This is a genomic window from Corynebacterium meridianum (assembly GCF_016342265.1).
In the GTDB taxonomy this organism is placed as follows: Bacteria; Actinomycetota; Actinomycetes; order Mycobacteriales; family Mycobacteriaceae; genus Corynebacterium; species Corynebacterium meridianum.
Genome location: NZ_JAEIOS010000015.1, coordinates 90,118 through 109,273, shown reverse-complemented (window position 1 = coordinate 109,273; position 19,156 = coordinate 90,118). Strand labels below are relative to the sequence as shown.

General features: G+C 64.6%; 18 protein-coding genes. 8 read left to right on the top strand and 10 right to left on the bottom strand.

The genetic code is table 11. The annotated features are described in order from the left end of the window. Positions 1-16: 16 nt before the first annotated feature. From JDV75_RS12005 to JDV75_RS10540, 5 genes are all read right to left on the bottom strand, one after another. Positions 17-157, bottom strand: a complete 141-nt coding sequence (locus JDV75_RS12005; protein ID WP_336244334.1) for an LPXTG cell wall anchor domain-containing protein — start codon at positions 155-157, stop codon at positions 17-19. Next, positions 154-1,497, bottom strand: a complete 1,344-nt coding sequence (locus JDV75_RS12000) for a DUF5979 domain-containing protein (RefSeq protein ID WP_336244333.1) — start codon at positions 1,495-1,497, stop codon at positions 154-156. Before JDV75_RS12000 ends, JDV75_RS12005 begins: the two co-directional genes overlap by 4 nt. 39 nt (positions 1,498-1,536) lie before the next feature. After that, positions 1,537-1,923, bottom strand: a complete 387-nt coding sequence (locus JDV75_RS10550; RefSeq protein WP_336244341.1) for an Ig-like domain-containing protein — start codon at positions 1,921-1,923, stop codon at positions 1,537-1,539. Positions 1,924-1,925: 2 nt separating this feature from the next. Then, on the bottom strand, positions 1,926-2,144 hold the full coding sequence (locus JDV75_RS10545; protein WP_198739207.1) for a hypothetical protein: 219 nt from the start codon (positions 2,142-2,144) through the stop codon (positions 1,926-1,928). A gap of 429 nt (positions 2,145-2,573) precedes the next feature. Beyond that, positions 2,574-4,409 carry a phosphoenolpyruvate carboxykinase (GTP) gene (locus JDV75_RS10540; RefSeq protein ID WP_198739206.1) on the bottom strand — a complete coding sequence of 612 codons (1,836 nt, stop codon included), beginning with the start codon at positions 4,407-4,409 and terminating at the stop codon, positions 2,574-2,576. A 326-nt stretch (positions 4,410-4,735) separates the two neighbouring features. Between JDV75_RS10540 and trmB the strand changes: the two genes are divergently transcribed. The 4 genes from trmB to JDV75_RS10520 are packed head-to-tail and all read left to right on the top strand — an operon-like array spanning position 4,736 to position 9,702. Further along, on the top strand, positions 4,736-5,503 hold the full coding sequence (trmB, locus tag JDV75_RS10535) for a tRNA (guanosine(46)-N7)-methyltransferase TrmB (protein WP_198739205.1): 768 nt from the start codon (positions 4,736-4,738) through the stop codon (positions 5,501-5,503). A gap of 52 nt (positions 5,504-5,555) precedes the next feature. Continuing rightward, positions 5,556-6,242: a PIN domain-containing protein gene (locus JDV75_RS10530; protein WP_198739204.1), complete on the top strand. Its 687-nt coding sequence runs from the start codon at positions 5,556-5,558 to the stop codon at positions 6,240-6,242. Between the two features lie 47 nt (positions 6,243-6,289). Then, on the top strand, positions 6,290-8,611 hold the full coding sequence (locus JDV75_RS10525) for an MMPL family transporter (protein ID WP_198739203.1): 2,322 nt from the start codon (positions 6,290-6,292) through the stop codon (positions 8,609-8,611). Then, the gene (locus JDV75_RS10520) at positions 8,608-9,702 is read left to right on the top strand and encodes a lysylphosphatidylglycerol synthase transmembrane domain-containing protein (RefSeq protein ID WP_198739202.1); all 1,095 of its coding nucleotides are present in this window, start codon (positions 8,608-8,610) and stop codon (positions 9,700-9,702) included. The genes JDV75_RS10525 and JDV75_RS10520 overlap by 4 nt, the downstream gene beginning before the upstream one ends. A 345-nt stretch (positions 9,703-10,047) precedes the next feature. Here the strand turns inward: JDV75_RS10520 and JDV75_RS10515 are convergent, their stop codons facing one another. The 5 genes from JDV75_RS10515 to JDV75_RS10495 all read right to left on the bottom strand — a co-directional run bounded on the left by JDV75_RS10515 (position 10,048) and on the right by JDV75_RS10495 (position 14,735). Continuing rightward, positions 10,048-11,514: a hypothetical protein gene (locus tag JDV75_RS10515; RefSeq protein ID WP_198739201.1), complete on the bottom strand. Its 1,467-nt coding sequence runs from the start codon at positions 11,512-11,514 to the stop codon at positions 10,048-10,050. Between the two features lie 195 nt (positions 11,515-11,709). Further along, positions 11,710-12,459 carry a sugar isomerase domain-containing protein gene (locus JDV75_RS10510; RefSeq protein ID WP_198739200.1) on the bottom strand — a complete coding sequence of 250 codons (750 nt, stop codon included), beginning with the start codon at positions 12,457-12,459 and terminating at the stop codon, positions 11,710-11,712. Positions 12,460-12,576: 117 nt separating this feature from the next. Further along, positions 12,577-13,911, bottom strand: a complete 1,335-nt coding sequence (locus JDV75_RS10505) for a PTS ascorbate transporter subunit IIC (protein WP_198739199.1) — start codon at positions 13,909-13,911, stop codon at positions 12,577-12,579. A gap of 39 nt (positions 13,912-13,950) precedes the next feature. Beyond that, entirely contained in the window at positions 13,951-14,235 is a 285-nt protein-coding gene (locus tag JDV75_RS10500) for a PTS sugar transporter subunit IIB (protein WP_198739198.1), read from the bottom strand. Between the two features lie 56 nt (positions 14,236-14,291). Next, positions 14,292-14,735, bottom strand: coding sequence for a PTS sugar transporter subunit IIA (locus JDV75_RS10495; RefSeq protein WP_198739197.1), 444 nt, complete (start codon positions 14,733-14,735; stop codon positions 14,292-14,294). A 595-nt stretch (positions 14,736-15,330) separates the two neighbouring features. On the opposite strand from JDV75_RS10495, the gene JDV75_RS10490 reads away from it, so the two are divergent. From JDV75_RS10490 to JDV75_RS10475, 4 genes are all read left to right on the top strand, one after another. Continuing rightward, the gene (locus tag JDV75_RS10490) at positions 15,331-16,227 is read left to right on the top strand and encodes an SIS domain-containing protein (RefSeq protein ID WP_198739196.1); all 897 of its coding nucleotides are present in this window, start codon (positions 15,331-15,333) and stop codon (positions 16,225-16,227) included. Between the two features lie 31 nt (positions 16,228-16,258). Then, on the top strand, positions 16,259-17,218 hold the full coding sequence (locus tag JDV75_RS10485; RefSeq protein ID WP_198739195.1) for a PfkB family carbohydrate kinase: 960 nt from the start codon (positions 16,259-16,261) through the stop codon (positions 17,216-17,218). A 26-nt stretch (positions 17,219-17,244) separates the two neighbouring features. Further along, the gene (locus tag JDV75_RS10480; protein ID WP_198739194.1) at positions 17,245-18,081 is read left to right on the top strand and encodes a class II fructose-bisphosphate aldolase; all 837 of its coding nucleotides are present in this window, start codon (positions 17,245-17,247) and stop codon (positions 18,079-18,081) included. Positions 18,082-18,218: 137 nt separating this feature from the next. Further along, the gene (locus JDV75_RS10475; protein ID WP_198739193.1) at positions 18,219-19,055 is read left to right on the top strand and encodes a DeoR/GlpR family DNA-binding transcription regulator; all 837 of its coding nucleotides are present in this window, start codon (positions 18,219-18,221) and stop codon (positions 19,053-19,055) included. Positions 19,056-19,156 lie beyond the last annotated feature (101 nt).

The window sequence follows — 19,156 nt, the reverse complement described above, 5'->3', positions numbered from 1 at the left end:
CGGTGATCATCCGGATTCAGCTACGGCGGCGCTGCACCAGCAGCAGTCCGAGCCCCATCAGGAAGAAGCCGATAAGGACGAGAAGCAGAACGTCTGCCCCGGTCTGGGCGAGCATGCCTCCCCGTTGTTCCTCCTTCGGCTGTTCAACGTGGTTCACGGGGGCAGGTGTGCCGGTGTGAGCCTGTGCTTCCACGGTCCCCGCATTGGAGGATCCCTGGGCGGCGACTGATCCGCCGGAGGAGAGCGCAGGTAGCACGATGAGCGATCCCAGTGCCGCCGCACCGACCGGCGGAAGGATCCAGTTGCCTCCTCCCGAGGACATCGAAGCGGAGCCACCGACGATGGGCGGTTCTCGGTATAGGTGTTGGTCACCGTCACATCATCACTGCCATCTACAGCGCCAACCACAGTCGACGACTCCGGCGACACATCCACAACATGCCCCGCAAACTCAGCCGAATCCCCGTCCTCGACCACGGTGCACCCGGTACCCACCGGAAACTCCGGCGACTGCACCGTCTGCCCCGCACCAACCTTCAACACACCCGAATCAGCACCACACGTATACGAGAAGGAAAACTCCCTACCCGCATACTCGGCACTATCCAGACCCACAACATCCTTCGTGACACTAAACGACGCAGTCCTGGGCCTGTAGGTGTTTCGGATGGTCAGCGATGAGACGCGGTTGTCACCGATGGTGACGACCGCCTCCGTTTTGTCGTCCGAGATGGCGACCCTGGAGTCGCTGGCCGCTTTCTCGAAAACGGGAGATTCCCAGGTGTAGTTCTCGGTGTCGTCCGGTGCCTTCTCCGTCACCGTGGCTTTCGTTCCCTTGAGAAACTCCGGGAGGGAATCAAGTTCCGCCTGCCCTTCATTGAGCGTGACCACCTCATCGTGTTCAGTTCCGTCGAGACCAACCCAGTGCAGGTTCACCGAGTATGTGTCACCGACGAGTGGCCCGGTGAAACCGACGGGGACTGCCCCGACTCCGCTGACGACGTTCTTGGTCAGCGAGATCTTCCCGTACCCGGGCCTGCCGTCGGCGTAGCCGCCGACCATCGCCTTCGCCGTGGTCTCCGAGTCGAAGTCGACACCGTCGATTCGGGCGGTGTTGTTGACGAGGCTGCCGTTCGGGAAGGTGTCCATCGGGAACTGGGTGTAGATGTTGATCTGGTAGACCTTGCCCTTCTCGGTCTCCGGAATTCCGATGGTGACGGTGGAGTCGTTCCAGTCGATCGTCCAGTCATCGGCGGGCAACGGGGTCGCGTTGCCACCGTGGGCGGCGTACTCCCATGTACCACCGGAGGCGTCTTCGTCTGCCCGGGTACGGACGCGGATGTCGGTGCCACCCTTCCGCTCGAAGTCGTAGGTGTTCGAGGTCTCGAACGGGACCTGGGTGCCTTCCATCTTGTCGACGATCTTCAGGGATCCACCCGTTCCGTTGACGACGATGCTCCAACGGATGATTCCGAGGTTCTCGGTCCAATTGGACACCCCGACGAAGTTGCCTGTCTTCGAGTTTTTTCTCCTGGATCACCTCGGGCTGGTTCGGATTCTCGACCGGGGGAGAACTCCTTTATCGATGACATCTTCGTCGAGAATGCTCGGGACGTTCACCGTGGCGGAACCGATGTTGAAGGACCGCGGAATGATCTTGGTGTCCGCGACCCCGTAGACGAGCATGGTGTACCGACCGCCGACATCCTGCGAGTTCGTTTCGGCGAAATCCGTGAAAACACAGGTGACGGCGTGTGCATCGGCGGCGTTCTCACACTTGAGAACCACATCATCCGTGGCGTTGGTGAGATCAACCGCGTTGCTGATCGTGTGTAGCCACCCCGGCAGGTTGAACACCAGGTGGTCCCCCGGTTGTACGACCTTGTCGGGGTCATCCTGCGAGTCCTTGGCGCTGAACTCGATACTCAGGGGAGTGCTTCATCCGAGCGCAACGGCTCCGAGGCGGCGGTTCCAGAGGTCCGCGTGAAATCGACACTGGTGACGTAGTCCGCGGTCCGGTCGGAGCCGGTTTCAGCGTTGGTGGTCGGGGCCGAGATGAACGTCAGAGCCAGTGCCAACACCGACACGAGCGTCACCAGGATCACGATCGACAGGGGCCGTCCCCGCATTTGTCGAGTATTCATGTTGTCAGGTTTCTCTTTTCGGTCAGGTGAACGTGCTTCGCTTTTCTTTCCGGCGGTTCTCCGGAGGAAATTCGACTGGAATGCGACCGATACCTCACAGAATCCTGGCAGCAACCCTGCGAAATTCTATCAAGAGTTTCCTTACAGCAAAACAAAATCATTTCACCTCGAAAAACACCGGGGGTACCCACAAGCAGGGCGTCACCACATCATCAAATAGCTCGGAATCGTGACCAGGAATACCGATCAAACCCATTTGAAATATCTGTGTACCTGAAATCAGTTCTCGACCGTTTCTAAACCCTCAGAATTGATGGGTATCAGGGTAATCGGCCACGAGGCCGCTCCCCACCCACGACACAACAAAGCCCGGGGGCCGTCGACAGCATCCGCTGTCGACGGCCCCCGGGCGAGAGACCTCCGGTGGCACTACTTACCGGAGTGCTTCGCGATGCGCTCCTTGAGCGCCTCGAACTGTTCGAAGACCTCCTTGGGGACGGCCGGGCCGAGCTTCTCCAGCCAGGCGGCGTTGTCCTCCATGTCCCGGGCCCACTGCTCCGGGGGAGCGGTCAGGGCTTCCTCGACATCGGCGCGCGGGGTGTCCAGGCCGGCGAGATCGAGATCCTCGGCGCGGGCGGTGTGGCCCGCGACGGTCTCGTCGGCCTCGACACGACCCTCGATCCGGTCGACGATCCACTTCAGCACACGGCTGTTCTCGCCGAACCCGGGCCACAGGAAGCGGCCGTCATCGCCGCGGCGGAACCAGTTGACCAGGAACACCGGCGGCATCTTGTCGCCGCCCTTGTTACCCATGTCGATCCAGTGCTGCAGGTACTCGCCGGCGTTGTAGCCGATGAACGGGAGCATGGCCATGGGATCGTGGCGCAGCGCACCGACCTTCGCTTCGGAGGAGGCCGCGGTCTGACCGGAGGACAGCAGAGTACCGATCATGGTCGCGTGATCCCAGTCGAAGGCCTGCGTGACCAGCGGAACGGTGTCGGGACGACGGCCTCCGAACAGAATCGCGGAGACCGGGACACCACGCCAGTCGTCGAACTCCTCGGCCGCGACCGGACACTGGGAGATCGGGACGCAATAGCGGGAGTTCGGGTGGCTGGACGGCTCATCGGAGTCCGGGGTCCAGTCGTTGCCCTTCCAGTCGATGGCGTGATCAGGCTTGTTCTCCAGGCCCTCCCACCAGACGTCGCCGTCATCGGTGAGTGCGACGTTGGTGAACAGGGAGTTGCCCGGTTCCATCGTCTTCATGGCGTTCGGGTTGGAGTCGTAGTTGGTGCCGGGGGCGACGCCGAAGAAGCCGTTCTCCGGGTTGACGGCGTAGAGGCGGCCGTCCTCGCCGAACTTCAGCCACGCGATGTCGTCGCCGACGACCTCGGCGGTCCAGCCGTCGATGGTGGGCTCGAGCATCGCCAGGTTCGTCTTGCCGCAGGCGGAGGGGAACGCCGCGCAGATGTAGTAGGCCTTGCCCTCCGGGGAGGTGAGCTTCAGGATGAGCATGTGCTCGGCCATCCAACCCTCGTCGCGGGCCATGACGGAGGCGATACGCAGGGCGTAGCACTTCTTCGCCAGGATGGCGTTTCCGCCGTAGCCGGAGCCGTAGGACCAGATCTCACGGGTGTCCGGGAACTGCGTGATGTACTTCGTGTCGTTGCAGGGCCAGGCGACGTCTTCCTCGCCGGGCTCCAGCGGCGCGCCGACGGAGTGCAGTGCGTGAACGAACTCGCCGTCGTCGCCGATCTTGTCCAGGGCCTCGGTGCCCATGCGGGTCATGATGCGCATCGACATCACAACATAGGCGGAGTCCGTCAGCTGGACGCCGAGCTTCGGGTCGGGGTCGCTGATCGGGCCCATGCAGAACGGGACGACGTACATCGTGCGGCCCTTCATGGCCCCCCGGAAGCACTCCGTCATCTCGACCTTCATCTCGGCCGGATCCATCCAGTTGTTCGTGGGGCCGGCGCCCGACTCATCCTCGGAGCAGATGAACGTCCGGGACTCGACGCGGGCGACGTCAGCGGGATTGGAGCGCGCCAGGTAGCTGTTCGGGCGCTTCTCCTCATTCAGCTTGATGAGGGTGCCGGCCTCGACGAGCTCAGCACCGAGCCGATCCCATTCTTCCTGGGAACCGTCGGCGAAGATGACCCGCTCGGGCTGGAACAGCTCCACCGCCTCGGAGATCCATCGGATCAGTTCCTCGTTCTTCGTGGGCAGTGCACCCTCAAGGCGCGGGATTGTTGACTCGGTCATCTTTACTCCTGACATCTTCTGTCGTTCGGCAGAGTTCTCAACGTCCAGCGTAGCCCGGGCACCAGCACCTCGCAGCGACTCCCGTTGAGACACTGCCCACATTTGTCATGACCAGTTGGACACCCCCGAAATACGCCCACTGACGAGGAACTATGCGCCCGGTTAGGGTAACCCGACACACCCCCGCACAGGGGTGCTGATACTTCCGCGGATCCTGGTGCGCGGTCGCCTCACCCGACCGATCGGTCTGAGATCCGCGGGAGGAACGCCCCGGACGCTGCGGCGTGTATTGAAGTTTGTCCGGCCGAGCAGGCAAACTGAGGGAGATGTCTAGCACTGATAATTCCCCTAACCCGGACGATCTCGGGGAGCTCCCCTCCGGTCGTCGCCTCCAGTCCGTCTTCGACGACGGGCTCGATTACCCACGCCTGGGAAACGTCACGTTCCGGCGGGGCACCCTCACCGACAACCAGCAGCGCCTGTGGAACGAGCACTGGCCGCGACTCGGCAGGGTCCTCGCAGACGAGATGATCGACACCGACGAATGGTTCGGGCGCAGCGCCCCTACGATCCTCGAGATCGGCTCAGGGACCGGCACATCCACCGCTGCGATGGCGGTCCAGGAACCGGACGTCAACGTCATCGCGGTGGAGCTCTACAAGCCGGGCCTGGCGAAACTGCTGGGTGCGGCCGTGCGCGGCGGCATCGACAACATCCGGATGATCCGCGGCGACGGTATCGAGGTGCTCAACCGCATGATTGCCCCGGGGTCACTCGCCGGGGTACGGATCTTCTTCCCGGATCCCTGGCCGAAGGCACGGCACCACAAGCGCCGCATCATCCAGTCCGGACCACTGCACCTGATCGCGAGCCGGCTGAAACCCGGTGGCGTACTGCATGTCGCCACGGACCACGCCGACTACGCGGAGTGGATCTCCGAGCTGGTCGATGTCGAGCCGCAGCTGGAGTACCGCGGATGGCCGTGGCCGGACTGCCCGCAGCTGGTTGATCGACAGGTGATCACCAAGTTCGAGGGCAAGGGACTGGACCGCGACCATGACATCACCGAATTTCTCTGGCAGCGCCCCCTGTGAGCGCGGCTCCTCCCGTTTCCCATTGCCCCGATAATCAGCGAAAGATCCTGCCATGAATAACGCCCACCACGATCACACGCACAACTACAGCGAGCACACGGACACCACAGCGAACCCGGGCCCGGAGACTCTCCTGCTGGTCTGGGACGCACCGAACCTCGACATGGGTCTGGGGGCGATCCTCGGGGGACGGCCCACCGCCGTCTACCGCCCCCGTTTCGACGCCATCGGCCGCTGGCTCCTCGGACGTGCGGACGTCCGCTCAGAGGAGCTGGGGTTCCACCTGGAGCCTGAGGCCACGGTGTTCACCAACGTCGCACCCGGCGGATCGGATGTCGTACGCCCCTGGGTCGAGGCGCTCCGCAACGTCGGTTTCGCGGTGTTCGCGAAGCCGAAGACCGACGAGGACTCCGACGTCGACCCGGACATGCTCGCCCACATCCGCCGTCGGCACGAGGAGGGCATCCTCCACGGTCTCGTGGTCGCGAGCGCTGACGGCCAGAACTTCCGCGAAACCCTCGAGGAACTCGCCGACGAGATGCCCGTCACCGTGATCGGCTTCCACGAGCACGCCTCGTGGGCGGTGAGCTCGGACACCATCGAGTTCATCGATCTGGAGGAGATCCCCGGTGTGTTCCGCGAGCCGCTGCCGCGGATCTCGCTGGATTCGCTCCCCGATGGTGGCGCCTGGCTGCAGCCCTTCCGGCCACTGTCGGCGCTCCTCTCCGGCCGTTCCTGATCCGACTGTTCCGTACCCGAGACCGAAGACAAGGAGTCGACGCCACCGTGTTCACAACCTGGGGACGACTCGCCTACCGGTACCGCCGCGCGGTTCCGCTGGTGGTGCTCACCGCGATCTGCGCGCTCTACGTTCTGTTCGGGCTGCGCCTGGACGAACGGATGAGCCAGGAGGGCTGGGACGACCCCGGATCCTCCTCGTCACAGGCGGCCGCCATCGAACTCGAGACGTTCGGCCGCGACAACAACGGCGACGTCGTTCTCCTGGTCGACGCCCCGGAGGGGACCACGGTCGACGATCCCGCGGTGTTCACCGCGGTCGCGGAGCATCTCGAACGGCTCCGGGCCGAGCATCCCGATGAGATCAGCCACGTCACCGGGTACTTCGACAAGACCCGGAACCGGCAGCTCGTCACGGAGGACCACCGCACCGCGTTCGCGGCGATCGGCCTGAAGGGTGACGGTGAACAGACGCTGAAGGACTTCCGTGCGGTCGAGGACGCTCTAGTCCCGGACGGTCTGCCCGACGGCTTCGAGGTGTCCGTGGCCGGATCGACCGCCGTCGCGGACGCCCTCGATGAGGGCATGGCGGGCGATGTCTCCCGGGCCGAGGTCTACGCGCTGCCCGCGGTGGCGCTGCTGCTCATCATCGTCTTCGGGTCGATCATCGCTGCCACCATGCCGCTGATCGTCGGTGTCCTGTCGATCCTCGGATCGCTCGGAATCCTCTCCATTCTCGCCGGATTCACCCAGGTCAACGTGTTCGCCCAGTCCGTGGTGACGCTCCTGGGCCTGGGGCTGGCGATCGACTACGGACTATTCATGGTCTCCCGGTTCCGCGAGGAACTGGACCGCGGGGCGGACATCCCCGACGCGGTGGCGACGACAACCGCCACGGCCGGCAAGACGGTGGTGTTCTCGGCGGGCATGGTCGCCGTCGCACTGTCCGGCCTGCTCATCTTCCCCCAGGCGTTCCTCAAGTCCGTCGCCTACGGTGCGATCAGCGCAGTGGGGCTCGCGGCGCTGCTGTCCATCACCGTGCTGCCCAGCATCTTCGGTCTCCTCGGGCGGAGGGTGGACAAGTTCGCTATCCGGAAGACCTCACACGCGGGTGAGGACGTCACCCGGAGCTTCTGGGGCCGTGTCCCGGCCTGGGCTATGCGGCACTCGAAGATCGTCACGCTGGTCATCGTCGCCGGGCTCCTCCTGCTCACCCTGCCGTTGGCGGGGGTGAAGTTCGGCGGCATCAACGAGACGTATCTTCCCCCGGCCAACGAGGTCCGGCAGGCCCAGGCCGAGTTCGATTCGACGTTCCCCACCTTCCGCACCGAGCCCATCAAGCTCGTCGTCACCGGCGCCACCAACGAGCAGCTGGTGCAGGTCTACCAGCAGGCCAACTCCGTTCCCGGCCTAACCGGCCGATTCAGCCCCAGTTCACCCACCAAGGACGGAACCACGGTCCTGACCGCCGGGATCACCGACCGCAGCCTGAACGGGTCTGTCGTCGATGAGCTCCGGAAGGTCGACGCCCCGGAGGGGGTGGAGGTCTACATCGGTGGCACCCCGGCGCTCGAGGTCGAGTCCATCGAGGCGCTGTTCGAGAAACTCCCCTGGATGGCGCTCTACGTGGTCATCGCCACGTTCATCCTCATGGCGTTGACCTTCGGCTCGCTGATTCTGCCCGCGAAGGCGGTGATCATGACCATCCTCGGGATGGGGGCGACCCTCGGCATCCTCACCGCGATGTTCGTCGACGGTATCGGTTCCTCTTTCCTCGGTTACTCCGCGGGCCCGCTGATGAGCCCGGTCCTCGTTCTCATCATGGCCATCATCTACGGCCTGTCCACGGACTACGAGGTGTTCCTCGTCTCCCGAATGGTCGAGGCCCGGGAACGGGGCGCGACCACGGATCAGGCGATCCGCTACGGCACCGCACACACCGGATCCATCATCACCGCCGCCGCGGTCATCATGATCGTCGTCTGCGGCGCCTTCGGCTTCTCCGAGATCGTCATGATGAAGTACATCGCGTTCGGCATGATCGCCGCCCTCATTCTCGACGCGACGATCATCCGGATGCTCCTCGTCCCGGCCGTCATGCACCTGTTGCGTGAGGACAACTGGTGGGCGCCCCTGTTCATCAAGAGGGCCGCGGCCCGGCTCGGCCACGGTTCGGAGGTCCCCACCGCGGTACCGGCACCCGGTGACCTCCCCGTGGGACACGCGGTCGTCATCGACGACGGCGAAGCCGCCCGCCACGGCCGGACGGTCCGTGAGGATGACGCCCTGATACCCTTCCCCGAGCTCCTCGCCCGCCTGGAGGCCGACGACGGCCGGATCCCCCAGGTGGAACGGGGCTCTGACAGATGATCCGGAAGCTGAGCAAGCTACGCCGGAACCCCTGGGTCAGGTGGCTCACGCCGCTCATCTTCGTCGTACTGGCGATCTTCTTCCTCCGTGGTCGGACCGACTTCTTCAGCCAGGGGCTCGCGGCCGTGCGTCGGGCGGAACCGCTCGGGGTCGGGGTCGCGTTGCTCGCGGCACTCGCCTCGCTGTACGCCATGGCTACCGTCCTCCGGCTGCTGCTCCGTGCCGGTGGCGTGCCCGTCCGGCGCCGCGACGCGAACGCACTGACCTTCGCGTCCAACGCCTGGTCCTCGTCGTTTCCCGGCGGACAGGCGTTCTCCACCGTCCTCCAGTACCAGACCATGCGCTCCTGGGGCGCCGGAGTCATGGTCTGTTCCTGGCAGATAGTCCTCTCCGGGGCACTGTCGGCCATGTGGCTCGTCGCCCTCGGGGTATCCGCGATCGTGATCCTGGGCGCCGATCTGTCACTGCTGTCCCTGATCGGGACCTTCGCCGTCATGTCTCTGCTGGCGTGGGCCGTCTACTGGGCCTCCGACAATCCCCGCTACATAGCCAGGTGGGTCCGCCGCTGGTGGCCCCGCCTGAACCGACTGCGGCGACGGGACCGCAACGCGGGGCTCGACGACATCCTCGGCCACGTGCACCAGCTCCACGATGTCCGGCTCACCGTGCCGCGGTTCGCGGTCATCTCCCTCTGGTCGCTGCTCAACTGGTGTTTCGACATCGTCTCCCTCTGGGCGAGCGTCTGGGCGGTCACCGGTGTGTTCCCCGCCGTCTACGCGGGCCCCGACCACACCACCGTCGCCGGGGTGACGCTCGCGTACGTGACCGCCAAGATAGCCGGTACGGTCCAGGCGACGCCCGGTGGTCTCGGGCCCGTGGAGGCCGCGATGACAGCGACCCTCGTCGCCGTCGGTATGACCGGTGTCAACGCATTCGGGGCCGTCTTCGTCTACCGCATGATGTCCTTCCTCGCTGTCACCGCCATCGGCTGGCTCGTCTATCTCGTCTACTTCACCCGACGCGGGGTGAGCAAGAAGTCTCTCGCAGCGGGGGCCATCGAGCCCGTGGAAGACCGCAACCGACTCCGCTGACGCCCGCTCCGCCGTAGTGCCCGCCCCGGGGTAGGGGCGCACATCGTCCGCCCGTCCACGCCGCCCGCGGCTCCACCACGGTCTTTCGTCTCAGGCAGGCTGCCATACACCTCAGGGTTGACCTCACCGGGCTTTTCCACTCCCGCGGCCTGGACGGAATTCCGCACCCCCTGCGTGAGATCCGGTCCCGACGGGCAAAACGACCACAACCCGCGTGCCCACCTTTCGGTTGGTGCACGGGGGTTGTGGTCGTTGTGTATTCCACGGTGGTCAGCGACCACCGGGAGTCACCGCGGCCGACGTCCTGAGCCGTCGCCCGCGGTGACCGAGCCGCTCACCGTCGGTTTACTCCGGGGTGTAGAGCCGGATGTTGTCGACCGTGGCGGAGCCTTCGTAGTAGTTCAGGTGCGGGATACCGATGACGAAGTTGTCGGGGTAAGCCGAGCCTGCGGGCCACATCTCCTTCTTGAACGAACCGTACTGCCCCTCGTCGAAGGTCAGTGTCTCGTTGAAGCGACCGTCGTACTCGTCGGGGGTCTGGTTGTAGTGCCAGATGGCGGTTTCCCGACCGTTGGCCTCGCTGACGAAGGGACGCTCGTAGCGGTAGGTCTGCTGACCGACGTTCTTGAAGTTACCGCTCATCTCCTGGACGTAACCGGTCTTGGTGCGCTCGATGGCGAACTTGTAGGTCTCCTCCGGCATCAGCTCGGGCTGCAGCTCGACGGCGGACACGATGGTCGCGTTCTTGTCGGAGCCGTCCCGCACGCCACACTCGGTGGACATGATGAACTGGTTGTAGGCGAAGGCCTTGTCGCGCCACGCCGTACCGTCGAAGAAGATCTCGTTGACACCGTTGCCGTTGGACTCGGTGTAGGGGAAGATCTCCTTGGTGGCGGGGTTGCAGGCCTTGTAGACCCTGGCCCAGCTGCCGTTGACGGAGTAGATGTCCATGCCGACCTTACGGTGGCTGTGGATGAAGATGTTGTTGTGCGGCGCGGGGTGCGCGTAGTCCATGATGGACAGCAGGTAGTAGCCGTTCTCCGCGGTGACGTTGCCCCAGGGCTTCGCGCAGCCATCGACCTTGTCGGCACCGTCCTGACTGTAGTCACCCCTGCGGGTCCAGGGGAAGTTGGTCTTGCACTCCCCGGGGACGTAGCCGTTGGTCTTGCCGTCGTAGTCCCACCCGTTGTTGTCCCCGCCGGGCCGCTTGCCGCCGAAGTCGAGGGTCTTGAGCTCGTACTCGACGCGGTACTCGCTGGGCAGCGGATCGGTGGCCGTGAGGATCAGGCCGCCGTCCCACGGGACGTTGATCTTGGCGGCGCCGTTCTCGACCTCGAGGGTCGGCGGAGTCGCCTTGGTGCCGTCCGGATTGATGTCGCGGGTACCCATCTCGACGGTCAGCCAGCCCGTGTCACCGATCTTGGCGCTCTTGCGCAGCAGCTTGAAGCTGTTGAGTGCGCGGTCGAACCAGGGACCACCGAGATGCTGGAAGTAGATGCCGTCGTCGTCGAACTCGTCGACGTTCCACATGTTGTCACCGTAGGTGTCCTGGACCCACGGGACCGCGTCGAGGTTCGGGGCGGTGTCGAAGGTCTCCTGGTACTGGAGCTTCCAGCCGTCGCGATGGGCGTCACCCTCGTCCTTGGTTCCGGGAGCGGAGCTGCTGACCCCGTTCAGTGAGCCGAACAGGTTGCCGAAGTCGATGTCACTCGATCCGACGGAGCTGCTTGATCCGGCGAAACCGTAGAGTGGAAGACTCACAGCGCTGACAGCCAGAATGGCGATCGTCTTCTTCAGCGGGAGTTTCTTCATGGTTTTCTCCTTGCTGTTCCGGTGCCGTTGGGGGCACCTTTGCGGATGACCGGTCTCCTTTTTGTGGTTCGGTACACCGGTCGGGGAAATACTTGGGGTCTGGTCTACCTGCACAGCCGCCCGCCAGCTTTCCGGCGGGAAAGGCGGCGGGCGGTCTGTGCTGGCCTGGCGCGGGCCGTCCGTGGCCGGTTCGCGCTAGTTGAGGTAGAAGATCCGGTCGGCGTTCTCGGCCATGTGCTTGGCGTTCCACTCGGCGCCACCGTCGAGGTTGGCGGCGAGGAACACCGGTGCGGAGAAGCCCTTGGCGAGCAGCTTCTCGATGATCGCGGCGGAGAGGCTGTGCAGGATCGCGGTGGAGGTCACGCCGGACGCCGGGGTGAACTTCTGCGGGATGCCCTCGAGGGAGAGCACCGCGTCGCCGGGATCAACCTTGTTGTCCAGGACGACGTCGGCGTGATCCAGAAGCTTCGTTCCGTCCGGGACACGGGAGTCGACCGCTGCGGTGTACTTCTGCGAGGTCAGCGCGACCACGAAGACACCGTTCTCCTTGGCGGAGCGGGCGAGCTCGACCGGGACCGCGTTACGGCCGGAGACGGAGACGTCGATGAGGACGTCGCCCTCCTTCAGCGGGGAGTTGTTGAAGAGGACCTCACCGTAGCCGGGCATCTGCTCCATCTGGGAGCCCAGGGTGGTGGGACGCGTGGTCAGCGCCTCGATGCCGGGGCCGTAGAGGGGGTTGATGAGCATCAGACCACCTGCACGGTAGACGATGTCCTGGACCGGCAGGGACGAGTGGGAGGCACCGAAGGCGAAGATACGGCCGCCGGCGATGACCTTGTCGGCGATGGTGTCCGCGGCATCCTCGACCTTGGGGAGCTCTTCCTCGCGGATCTTCGCGAGCAGGGCGGTGATTTCGTCGAAGTAGGTGTTGAGAAGGTCTGACATGGTTTTTCTCTTCCTTCTTTCTGGTTGAGCTTGGGGGGTGTGAAACGGTGGGCGGGCGGATCAGATACCGCCCTGGCCCGGTGCCAGGGGCGGAACCCCGGGCACCGGAGGGGGTTATCAGACTCCGAAGAGCTTTCCGATTCCGTCCACGACGATGCCGGGAACGATGGCGTCCGGGACGGTGAAGCCGAGGCCTTCCGCGCCGAACTCGGTGAGGTCACCGAAGACCTGCATGTTGAAGGCGTAGGAGATGAGGATCCAGCCGATGAAGCCCCAGAGGAAACCACCGAGCCAGGCGGCGGTGCGGCCACCGGTGGAGTTCGCGAAGATCGCGGCGGTACCGGAGGCGAAGAAGGCGACGATCATCGACGGGATCGGGACCGGCCAACCGAGCGCGACACACAGCGCCATACCGGCGATCTGGCCGATGAGGCCGGAGATCAGACCGACGAGCAGGGCGTTGGGTGCGAAGGCGAACAGGACCGGGACGTCGAGGGCCGGGATGGCGTTCGGGATGACCTTCTGCGAGATGCCCTCGAAGGCGGGGACGATCTCACCGATCAGCATGCGGACACCGTAAAGGAGGATGAGCATACCGGCGGTGAACTGCAGAGCCATCAGCAGGGCGAAGACGATCCAGTTCTGGCCGTCGGAGATACCGCCGTCGTCGACAGCGGCCTGGAAGGCGCCGGTGCCACCGGAGATGACCGCTGCGGTCGCGGACAGCAGTGAGACGATCGTCATGACGATGGTCGTGGACACCGCGACGTCACGGAAGAAGGAGAGCTTCTCGGGGAGCTGGGTGTCCTCGGTGGACTTCTCCTTGTTGCCGACGACCATGCCGAGGTAGCCGCAGAGGACGTTCAGCAGGGTCTGGCCATGTGCGAAACCGACCTCGTCGCCGCCGGTGATCCTGCGGACGAAGGGCTGCGCGATCGCCGGGGCGACCGTGTAGTAGAAGCCGACCAGGAGCGACGCGGTGAAGACCGTGAGGAACGGGTTGAAGCCGAGGGAGTGCATCAGGATCGTGAATGCACCGGCGTGGACCCAGATCATGTGGCCCGTGAGGTAGACGTAGTGCCAGGGGGTCACACGTGCCAGGAACAGGTGGAACATGTAACCGAACAGCATGGTCAGGCCGATTTCGGAACCGATGGTACCGACACCGGAGGTCTGGACCGCGGAGACGACGGCCTCATCGAATGTGACGAAGGTGGTGATTCCCGAGGTGGGGAACGCCATCTCGAACATGCTCTGGATGGGGGCGAGGCCCTTGACCAGGACGCCTGCGCCGCCACCGATGATCAGCAGTGACAGTGCCGTCTTCACCGTTCCGGTGATGACGTCGCCGGTGGGCTTCTTCTGGACCATCAGTCCGATGAACGCGATCGCGCCGACGATGACGGCGGGGATCTGGATCAGCTGAACGATGAAATCTAGAACGGGATTCATGATGATTCTGAACCGATCTGTGTGGAATGGGCGGGGGGATTACTTGGAGTTGAACTCGTTGATGGCGTCGAGCACCTTGGTGCGGACCTCGTTCTTGTCGATGAGGTTGTCGATGAGCACGACGATGGACTTCGTTCCCTGGACGTTGCTCGCCATGCCGCTGGTGGTGACGACGATGTCGGAGGGCTGGGACTTGAAGGAGCCGAGGTCGATGGCCTGAACCTGGGCGTCGATGTTCTCGCCCTTGAGGAGGGTACGGATCTGGCTTGCGAGCATCATGGAGGTTCCGAGGCCCATGCCGCAGACGGTTGCGATGGAGATCATTGTGGTGTCCTTACTGTTAGTGTCTTGAGATGTCTGGTGTGGAGCGGGTGAAGCTGTCAGTCGTCGGAGAGATCGGTGAAGATGGCGGCGAGCTCCTCGTCGGTCTCCGCGGCGCGGACACGGTCGATCAGGTCACCGTCGGAGAGGACGTTGGCGAGTGACTTGATCATCTCCATGTGCCCCTTCTTGTCGCCGGCGGCGAAAGAGACGAGCACATCGACGGGGTCGTTGGCGGGGCTGCCGAACTCCACCGGGGTGGACAGCGTGACGACAGCGGTGCCTGCGCGCTTGACGCCCGCAGCGGACTTCGCGTGCGGCATGGCCAGCCCCGGCATGAGCACCATGTAGGGACCGAACTCGGTGACACCGTTGATCATCGCTTCGGCGTACTCGCTGGTTGCGATTCCCTCGCGCTCGTAGAGTCCACCGACCAGGCGGATGGCCTCACGCCAGTCGGCGGCAGTCTGTTTTGCGGCGACCGCATCGGGTTTGAAGGTCATTGTGTCCTCATCCTCCGGTGATGTTTCTGTGATTGTTTTCAGTCTCCGGAACCCGCCGTGCGGATTCCATCTTCAAAAATCAAGAGTGCCGACTGTGGGCCAGCCCTCTCAATACGCACTGTGTGCCTGTCACAACACTGATGGTATTGAGCGATTTTGCTCGCCGCAAGCCTTATTCTCCATTTTCAATCAACAGTCTCAGCCCCCTCCCCCCACCGCAGAGACGTTCTGGACAGGTTCCACCCCCACCCTCTCAGGCACAAAAACACCTGATTTATGGCACCATACCAGCGTTTATCACATTTTTATAACCTGTATCACAGGAGACAGTATCGAGCGTCGAACGTCACCACGAGGCTGAAAACGGGCCAAAAACACCACCCCCGAGTGTGAAATATCTCTGATCGTTTAACGATTGGGTGGACAGGTTTTCAATCATCTGCAATCATCAAGGGTGACAATCCGCTGAGTTTCCCTCACCGACCGACTGACCCACCGTCAGTCGTCGCACACCACGAAGAGGATGCGGATCGCCGTTACCGCCACAGAGCAACGATTCAGCCACCCGAAGTCTTTTCGTTAGGAGACGAACAACATGAGCAGTGCACTCGGCACCCACATGGAACAGGAACTCACCAGCCAGCCGGACACCTGGCAGAAGGCACTGGACATGGAGCAGGAGCGCTCCGTCCTCCCGAAGTCCGGCGAGCGCGTCGCCGTCGTCGGCTGCGGCACCTCCTGGTTCATGGCACAGGCCTACGCCGCTCTCCGGGAGAGCGCCGGACACGGCGTCACCGACGCCTACACCGCCACCGAGGCCCGCCTCGACCGCGACTACGACGTCCTGATCGCGATCACCCGTTCCGGCACCACCAGCGAGATCATCGATCTGCTGAAGCAGGTCGGCGACCGCATGCGCACCATCGCCGTGCTCGGCGACCAGAACTCCCCCGTCGCGGAACTCGCCGATCACGTGATCAACCTCGAGTTCGCCGACGAGCAGTCCGTCGTCCAGACCCGCTTCGCCACCACCGCGCTGACCTTCCTGCGCGCCTCCATCGACGACCGCTCGGTCATCGAGCGCTCGATCGCGCAGGCCCGCGAGGTCCTCGCCGCCGATCTCGACGAGAAGCTGGTCAACGCCGAGCAGTACTCCTTCCTCGGCACCGACTGGCGTCTCGGCCTCGCCACCGAGGCCGCCCTGAAGATGCGCGAGTCCTGCCAGGCATGGACCGAGTCCTACAGCTCCATGGAGTACCGCCACGGTCCGATCGCCATCGCCTCCGAGGGCCGCATCACCTGGAACTTCGGCCCCGCTCCCGAGGGTCTGGCCGCCCAGGTCGCCGACACCGGTGCGACCTTCATCGACGAGGACATCGACCCCATGGCTGACCTGGTCCGCGTCCACCGCATCGCGCTGGCCACCGCCCGCGCCCGTGGCCTCGATGCGGATCACCCGCGCAATCTGACCCGCTCGGTCATCCTGAAGTAACCACACTGGCCCCGACACGAAGGATCAGCACGTGAGTACACGACCCACCGCAGACACCGGCGCCACCGCCGCCGTCGTCGCCATCACTCCGAATCCGGCCCTCGATGTGACGATCACGCTGGACCGCCTCGTCCCCGAGAAAACGCACCGCATCGACACCGCACAGCGCAAACTCGGCGGCAAGGGGGTCAACGTCGCGGCGGTCGCCGCTGCGGAGGGTTACCCGGCGGTCATGCTCGGCCCCGTCAACGATGACGCCCCCGGACATGTCCCCGCCGAAGGAAAGGCCTCCCCGGAGGCGGCGTTCACCCCGACGCCGGTGCGACTCCGGGAGACCTTCGCCATCCACACCACCGACGATGGTGCCACCAGCATCATCAACGAGAAGGGCGAACGGCACCCGGCGGAGATCTGGACGCAGCTGGCGGATCAGCTCGAGAGCACGCTCGTGGCACACCCGGGTAGCACCGTCACGGTGTCCGGCTCCTGGCCACCCGGCGCGGACGAGAGCGTCCTCGAGACGATGATCGACCGCACACGGAAGGCCGGCGCCCGGATCATCGTCGACTGCGCCGGCGCACATCTGAAGGCCGCATGCAGCGCAGGGGTGGACGTCGTCAAGCCTAACGCCGCCGAGCTCTCGGCGACGACCGGGACAGATGATCCCGAAGCCGGCGCACGGCAGCTCCTCGACCTCGGTGTCGGGCTGGTCATCGTCTCGATGGGTGAGGAGGGACTGCTCGCCGTCGACCGCGACGGAAGCACCCGCGCGCGACTCCCCGAACCCCTGACGGGCAACCCCACCGGTGCCGGTGACGCCCTGGTCTCCGCCCTGGCGACCGGCCTCATCGACGGTCTCGGGCGGGCGGACCTGCTCCGCCGAGCCACCGCGTGGTCGGCGGCCGCCGTCCTCGAGGACACGGCCGGCGTCATCAGTGACCGGTGGCGGGAGCTCGCGGACACCGTGATCATCGACGAACGCACCAACTGACACCCCACACGAAGGAACCCCACACCATGACCAGAATCAACACCTTCGACATCGTCAAGGACGCAGCCGGGAAGAAGATCGGCGCCCCGGCCTTCAACGTCATCCACCTCGAGACCGCCGAAGCCTTGGTCTCCGCCGCGGAGCGGGCCGGCAAGCCGGTCATCCTGCAGATGAGCCACAACTGCGTCCGCTACCACGGCGACAACCTGGAGCCCATCGGCCGCGCCATGATCGCGTTGGCCGAGGCCTCCTCCGCGCCGATCGCCGTCCACCTGGACCACTGCGAGTCCGTCGAGCTTGCCAAGCAGGCCATCGATCTGGGCTTCGATTCCGTCATGTACGACGGCTCGACCCTCAGCGTCGACGAGAACATCGCGAACACCGCGGAGGTCGTCCGCTACGCCCATGAGCGTGGCGCGACGGTAGAGGCGGAGCTCGGTGAGATCGGCGGCAAGACCGCCCACACCCCGGGTGTGCGCACGAGCCCGGACGAGGCGAAGCAGTTCGTCGCCGACACCGGTGTCGACGGCCTGGCCGTCGCCGTCGGCTCCGAGCACGCCATGCAGGAACGTACCGCGTCCCTGGACATCGACCTGATCGGTGAGCTCAAGGACGCCGCCGGCGTCCCGCTGGTGCTCCACGGTTCCTCCGGTGTCCCGGACGAGGAGATCCAGCGCGGCATCCGTGCCGGCATGACGAAGATCAACGTGTCGACGCACCTCAACGGCCACTTCACCCGCGCCGTGCGTGCATTCCTGGACGACAACCCGTCGGTCACGGATTCCCGCAAGTACATCAAGGCGGGACGTGAGGCACTGAGCGCCGAAGCCGAGCGACTCATCGGCGTCTTCACCGAAGTATAGAATCAGCTACACGGCCAGTCGTCCGGCCGCCGCTCACGGGACAGGAGCGGCGACCGGACGCCCCCACTTTTCCCTGTCCCTGCGATGCGCACCCTGGTTGCGCAGGATTCACGCACTTCAGTGCAGGAGGAACCGCGATGATCCGCAGCGAGCGACTCACCACGATTCTCGACACCATCGCCGACACGGGCACGGTCACCGTCGAGCAGCTCGTCGATGATCTCGACATCTCCCCGGCCACCGCCCGCCGTGACCTCGATGCACTCGCGGAGCGTGGCCTCCTGCGCCGGACCCGTGGTGGCGCACGGAGCAACATCGTCGCCTTCGACACGCCCGTCCGACAGAAACGGATGCAGCAGTTGACGGAGAAGACCACCATCGCCCGGTACTGCCTCAACTATCTCGAACCCGGTTGCGTCGTCGGCATGTCGGGCGGCTCCACGGTGGGAACCATCGCCCAGCAGCTCGTCGAGTGGGCGGCGGAGCAGTCCCCCAGCGACCTTCCCACGAACTACCCGGTCGTCACCGTCGTCACCAACGCCATCGACATCGCCTATCTGCTGGCGGGCAGCACGAACATGAAGATCGTGCTCATCGGCGGGGTCCTCAACGGCAACTCCTACGAGTTGACCGGGCCCCTCGGCGCAACCGTGCTGGGCCAGCTGAGCATGGACGTCGCCTTCATCGGTGCCAACGGCATCGACGAGAACGGACCCGGCACCGTCGACGAGTTCGAGGCACAGACGAACCGGATGATGGCCACCCGGGCGATAACCCCGGTGGTCGTCGCCGACCACGCGAAGTTCGGACGTCGTTCGTTCTCCTCGCTGGGTGGAATAGACACCGTGAGCACCATCGTCACAGACTCCGATGTGGATCCGGCGTGGACTCGGCGGCTGACGCAGCTCGGCTACAGCGTGATCATCGCCCACCAGGACGCCGGCGCGCCCTCCGCACAGCGTTCCGCGATCTGACAGGTCGGTGATGCCCATCGAGATCCGTTTCCGCCCCAGTTCAGCTCCCGGCCGGACCATCTTCCCGGCTCACCTAGCGCAAAAACCCGAAAAGGACCGTT

Bases quoted from the DNA above. Each gene is read 5' to 3' on its own strand.
- JDV75_RS10545 (WP_198739207.1), bottom strand. From the start codon at position 2,144: ATGAATACTCGACAAATGCGGGGACGGCCCCTGTCGATCGTGATCCTG.
- JDV75_RS10540 (WP_198739206.1), bottom strand. From the start codon at position 4,409: ATGACCGAGTCAACAATCCCGCGCCTTGAGGGTGCACTGCCCACGAAG.
- trmB (WP_198739205.1), top strand. From the start codon at position 4,736: ATGTCTAGCACTGATAATTCCCCTAACCCGGACGATCTCGGGGAGCTC.
- JDV75_RS10530 (WP_198739204.1), top strand. From the start codon at position 5,556: ATGAATAACGCCCACCACGATCACACGCACAACTACAGCGAGCACACG.
- JDV75_RS10520 (WP_198739202.1), top strand. From the start codon at position 8,608: ATGATCCGGAAGCTGAGCAAGCTACGCCGGAACCCCTGGGTCAGGTGG.
- JDV75_RS10515 (WP_198739201.1), bottom strand. From the start codon at position 11,514: ATGAAGAAACTCCCGCTGAAGAAGACGATCGCCATTCTGGCTGTCAGC.
- JDV75_RS10510 (WP_198739200.1), bottom strand. From the start codon at position 12,459: ATGTCAGACCTTCTCAACACCTACTTCGACGAAATCACCGCCCTGCTC.
- JDV75_RS10505 (WP_198739199.1), bottom strand. From the start codon at position 13,911: ATGAATCCCGTTCTAGATTTCATCGTTCAGCTGATCCAGATCCCCGCC.
- JDV75_RS10500 (WP_198739198.1), bottom strand. From the start codon at position 14,235: ATGATCTCCATCGCAACCGTCTGCGGCATGGGCCTCGGAACCTCCATG.
- JDV75_RS10495 (WP_198739197.1), bottom strand. From the start codon at position 14,735: ATGACCTTCAAACCCGATGCGGTCGCCGCAAAACAGACTGCCGCCGAC.
- JDV75_RS10490 (WP_198739196.1), top strand. From the start codon at position 15,331: ATGAGCAGTGCACTCGGCACCCACATGGAACAGGAACTCACCAGCCAG.
- JDV75_RS10480 (WP_198739194.1), top strand. From the start codon at position 17,245: ATGACCAGAATCAACACCTTCGACATCGTCAAGGACGCAGCCGGGAAG.
- JDV75_RS10475 (WP_198739193.1), top strand. From the start codon at position 18,219: ATGATCCGCAGCGAGCGACTCACCACGATTCTCGACACCATCGCCGAC.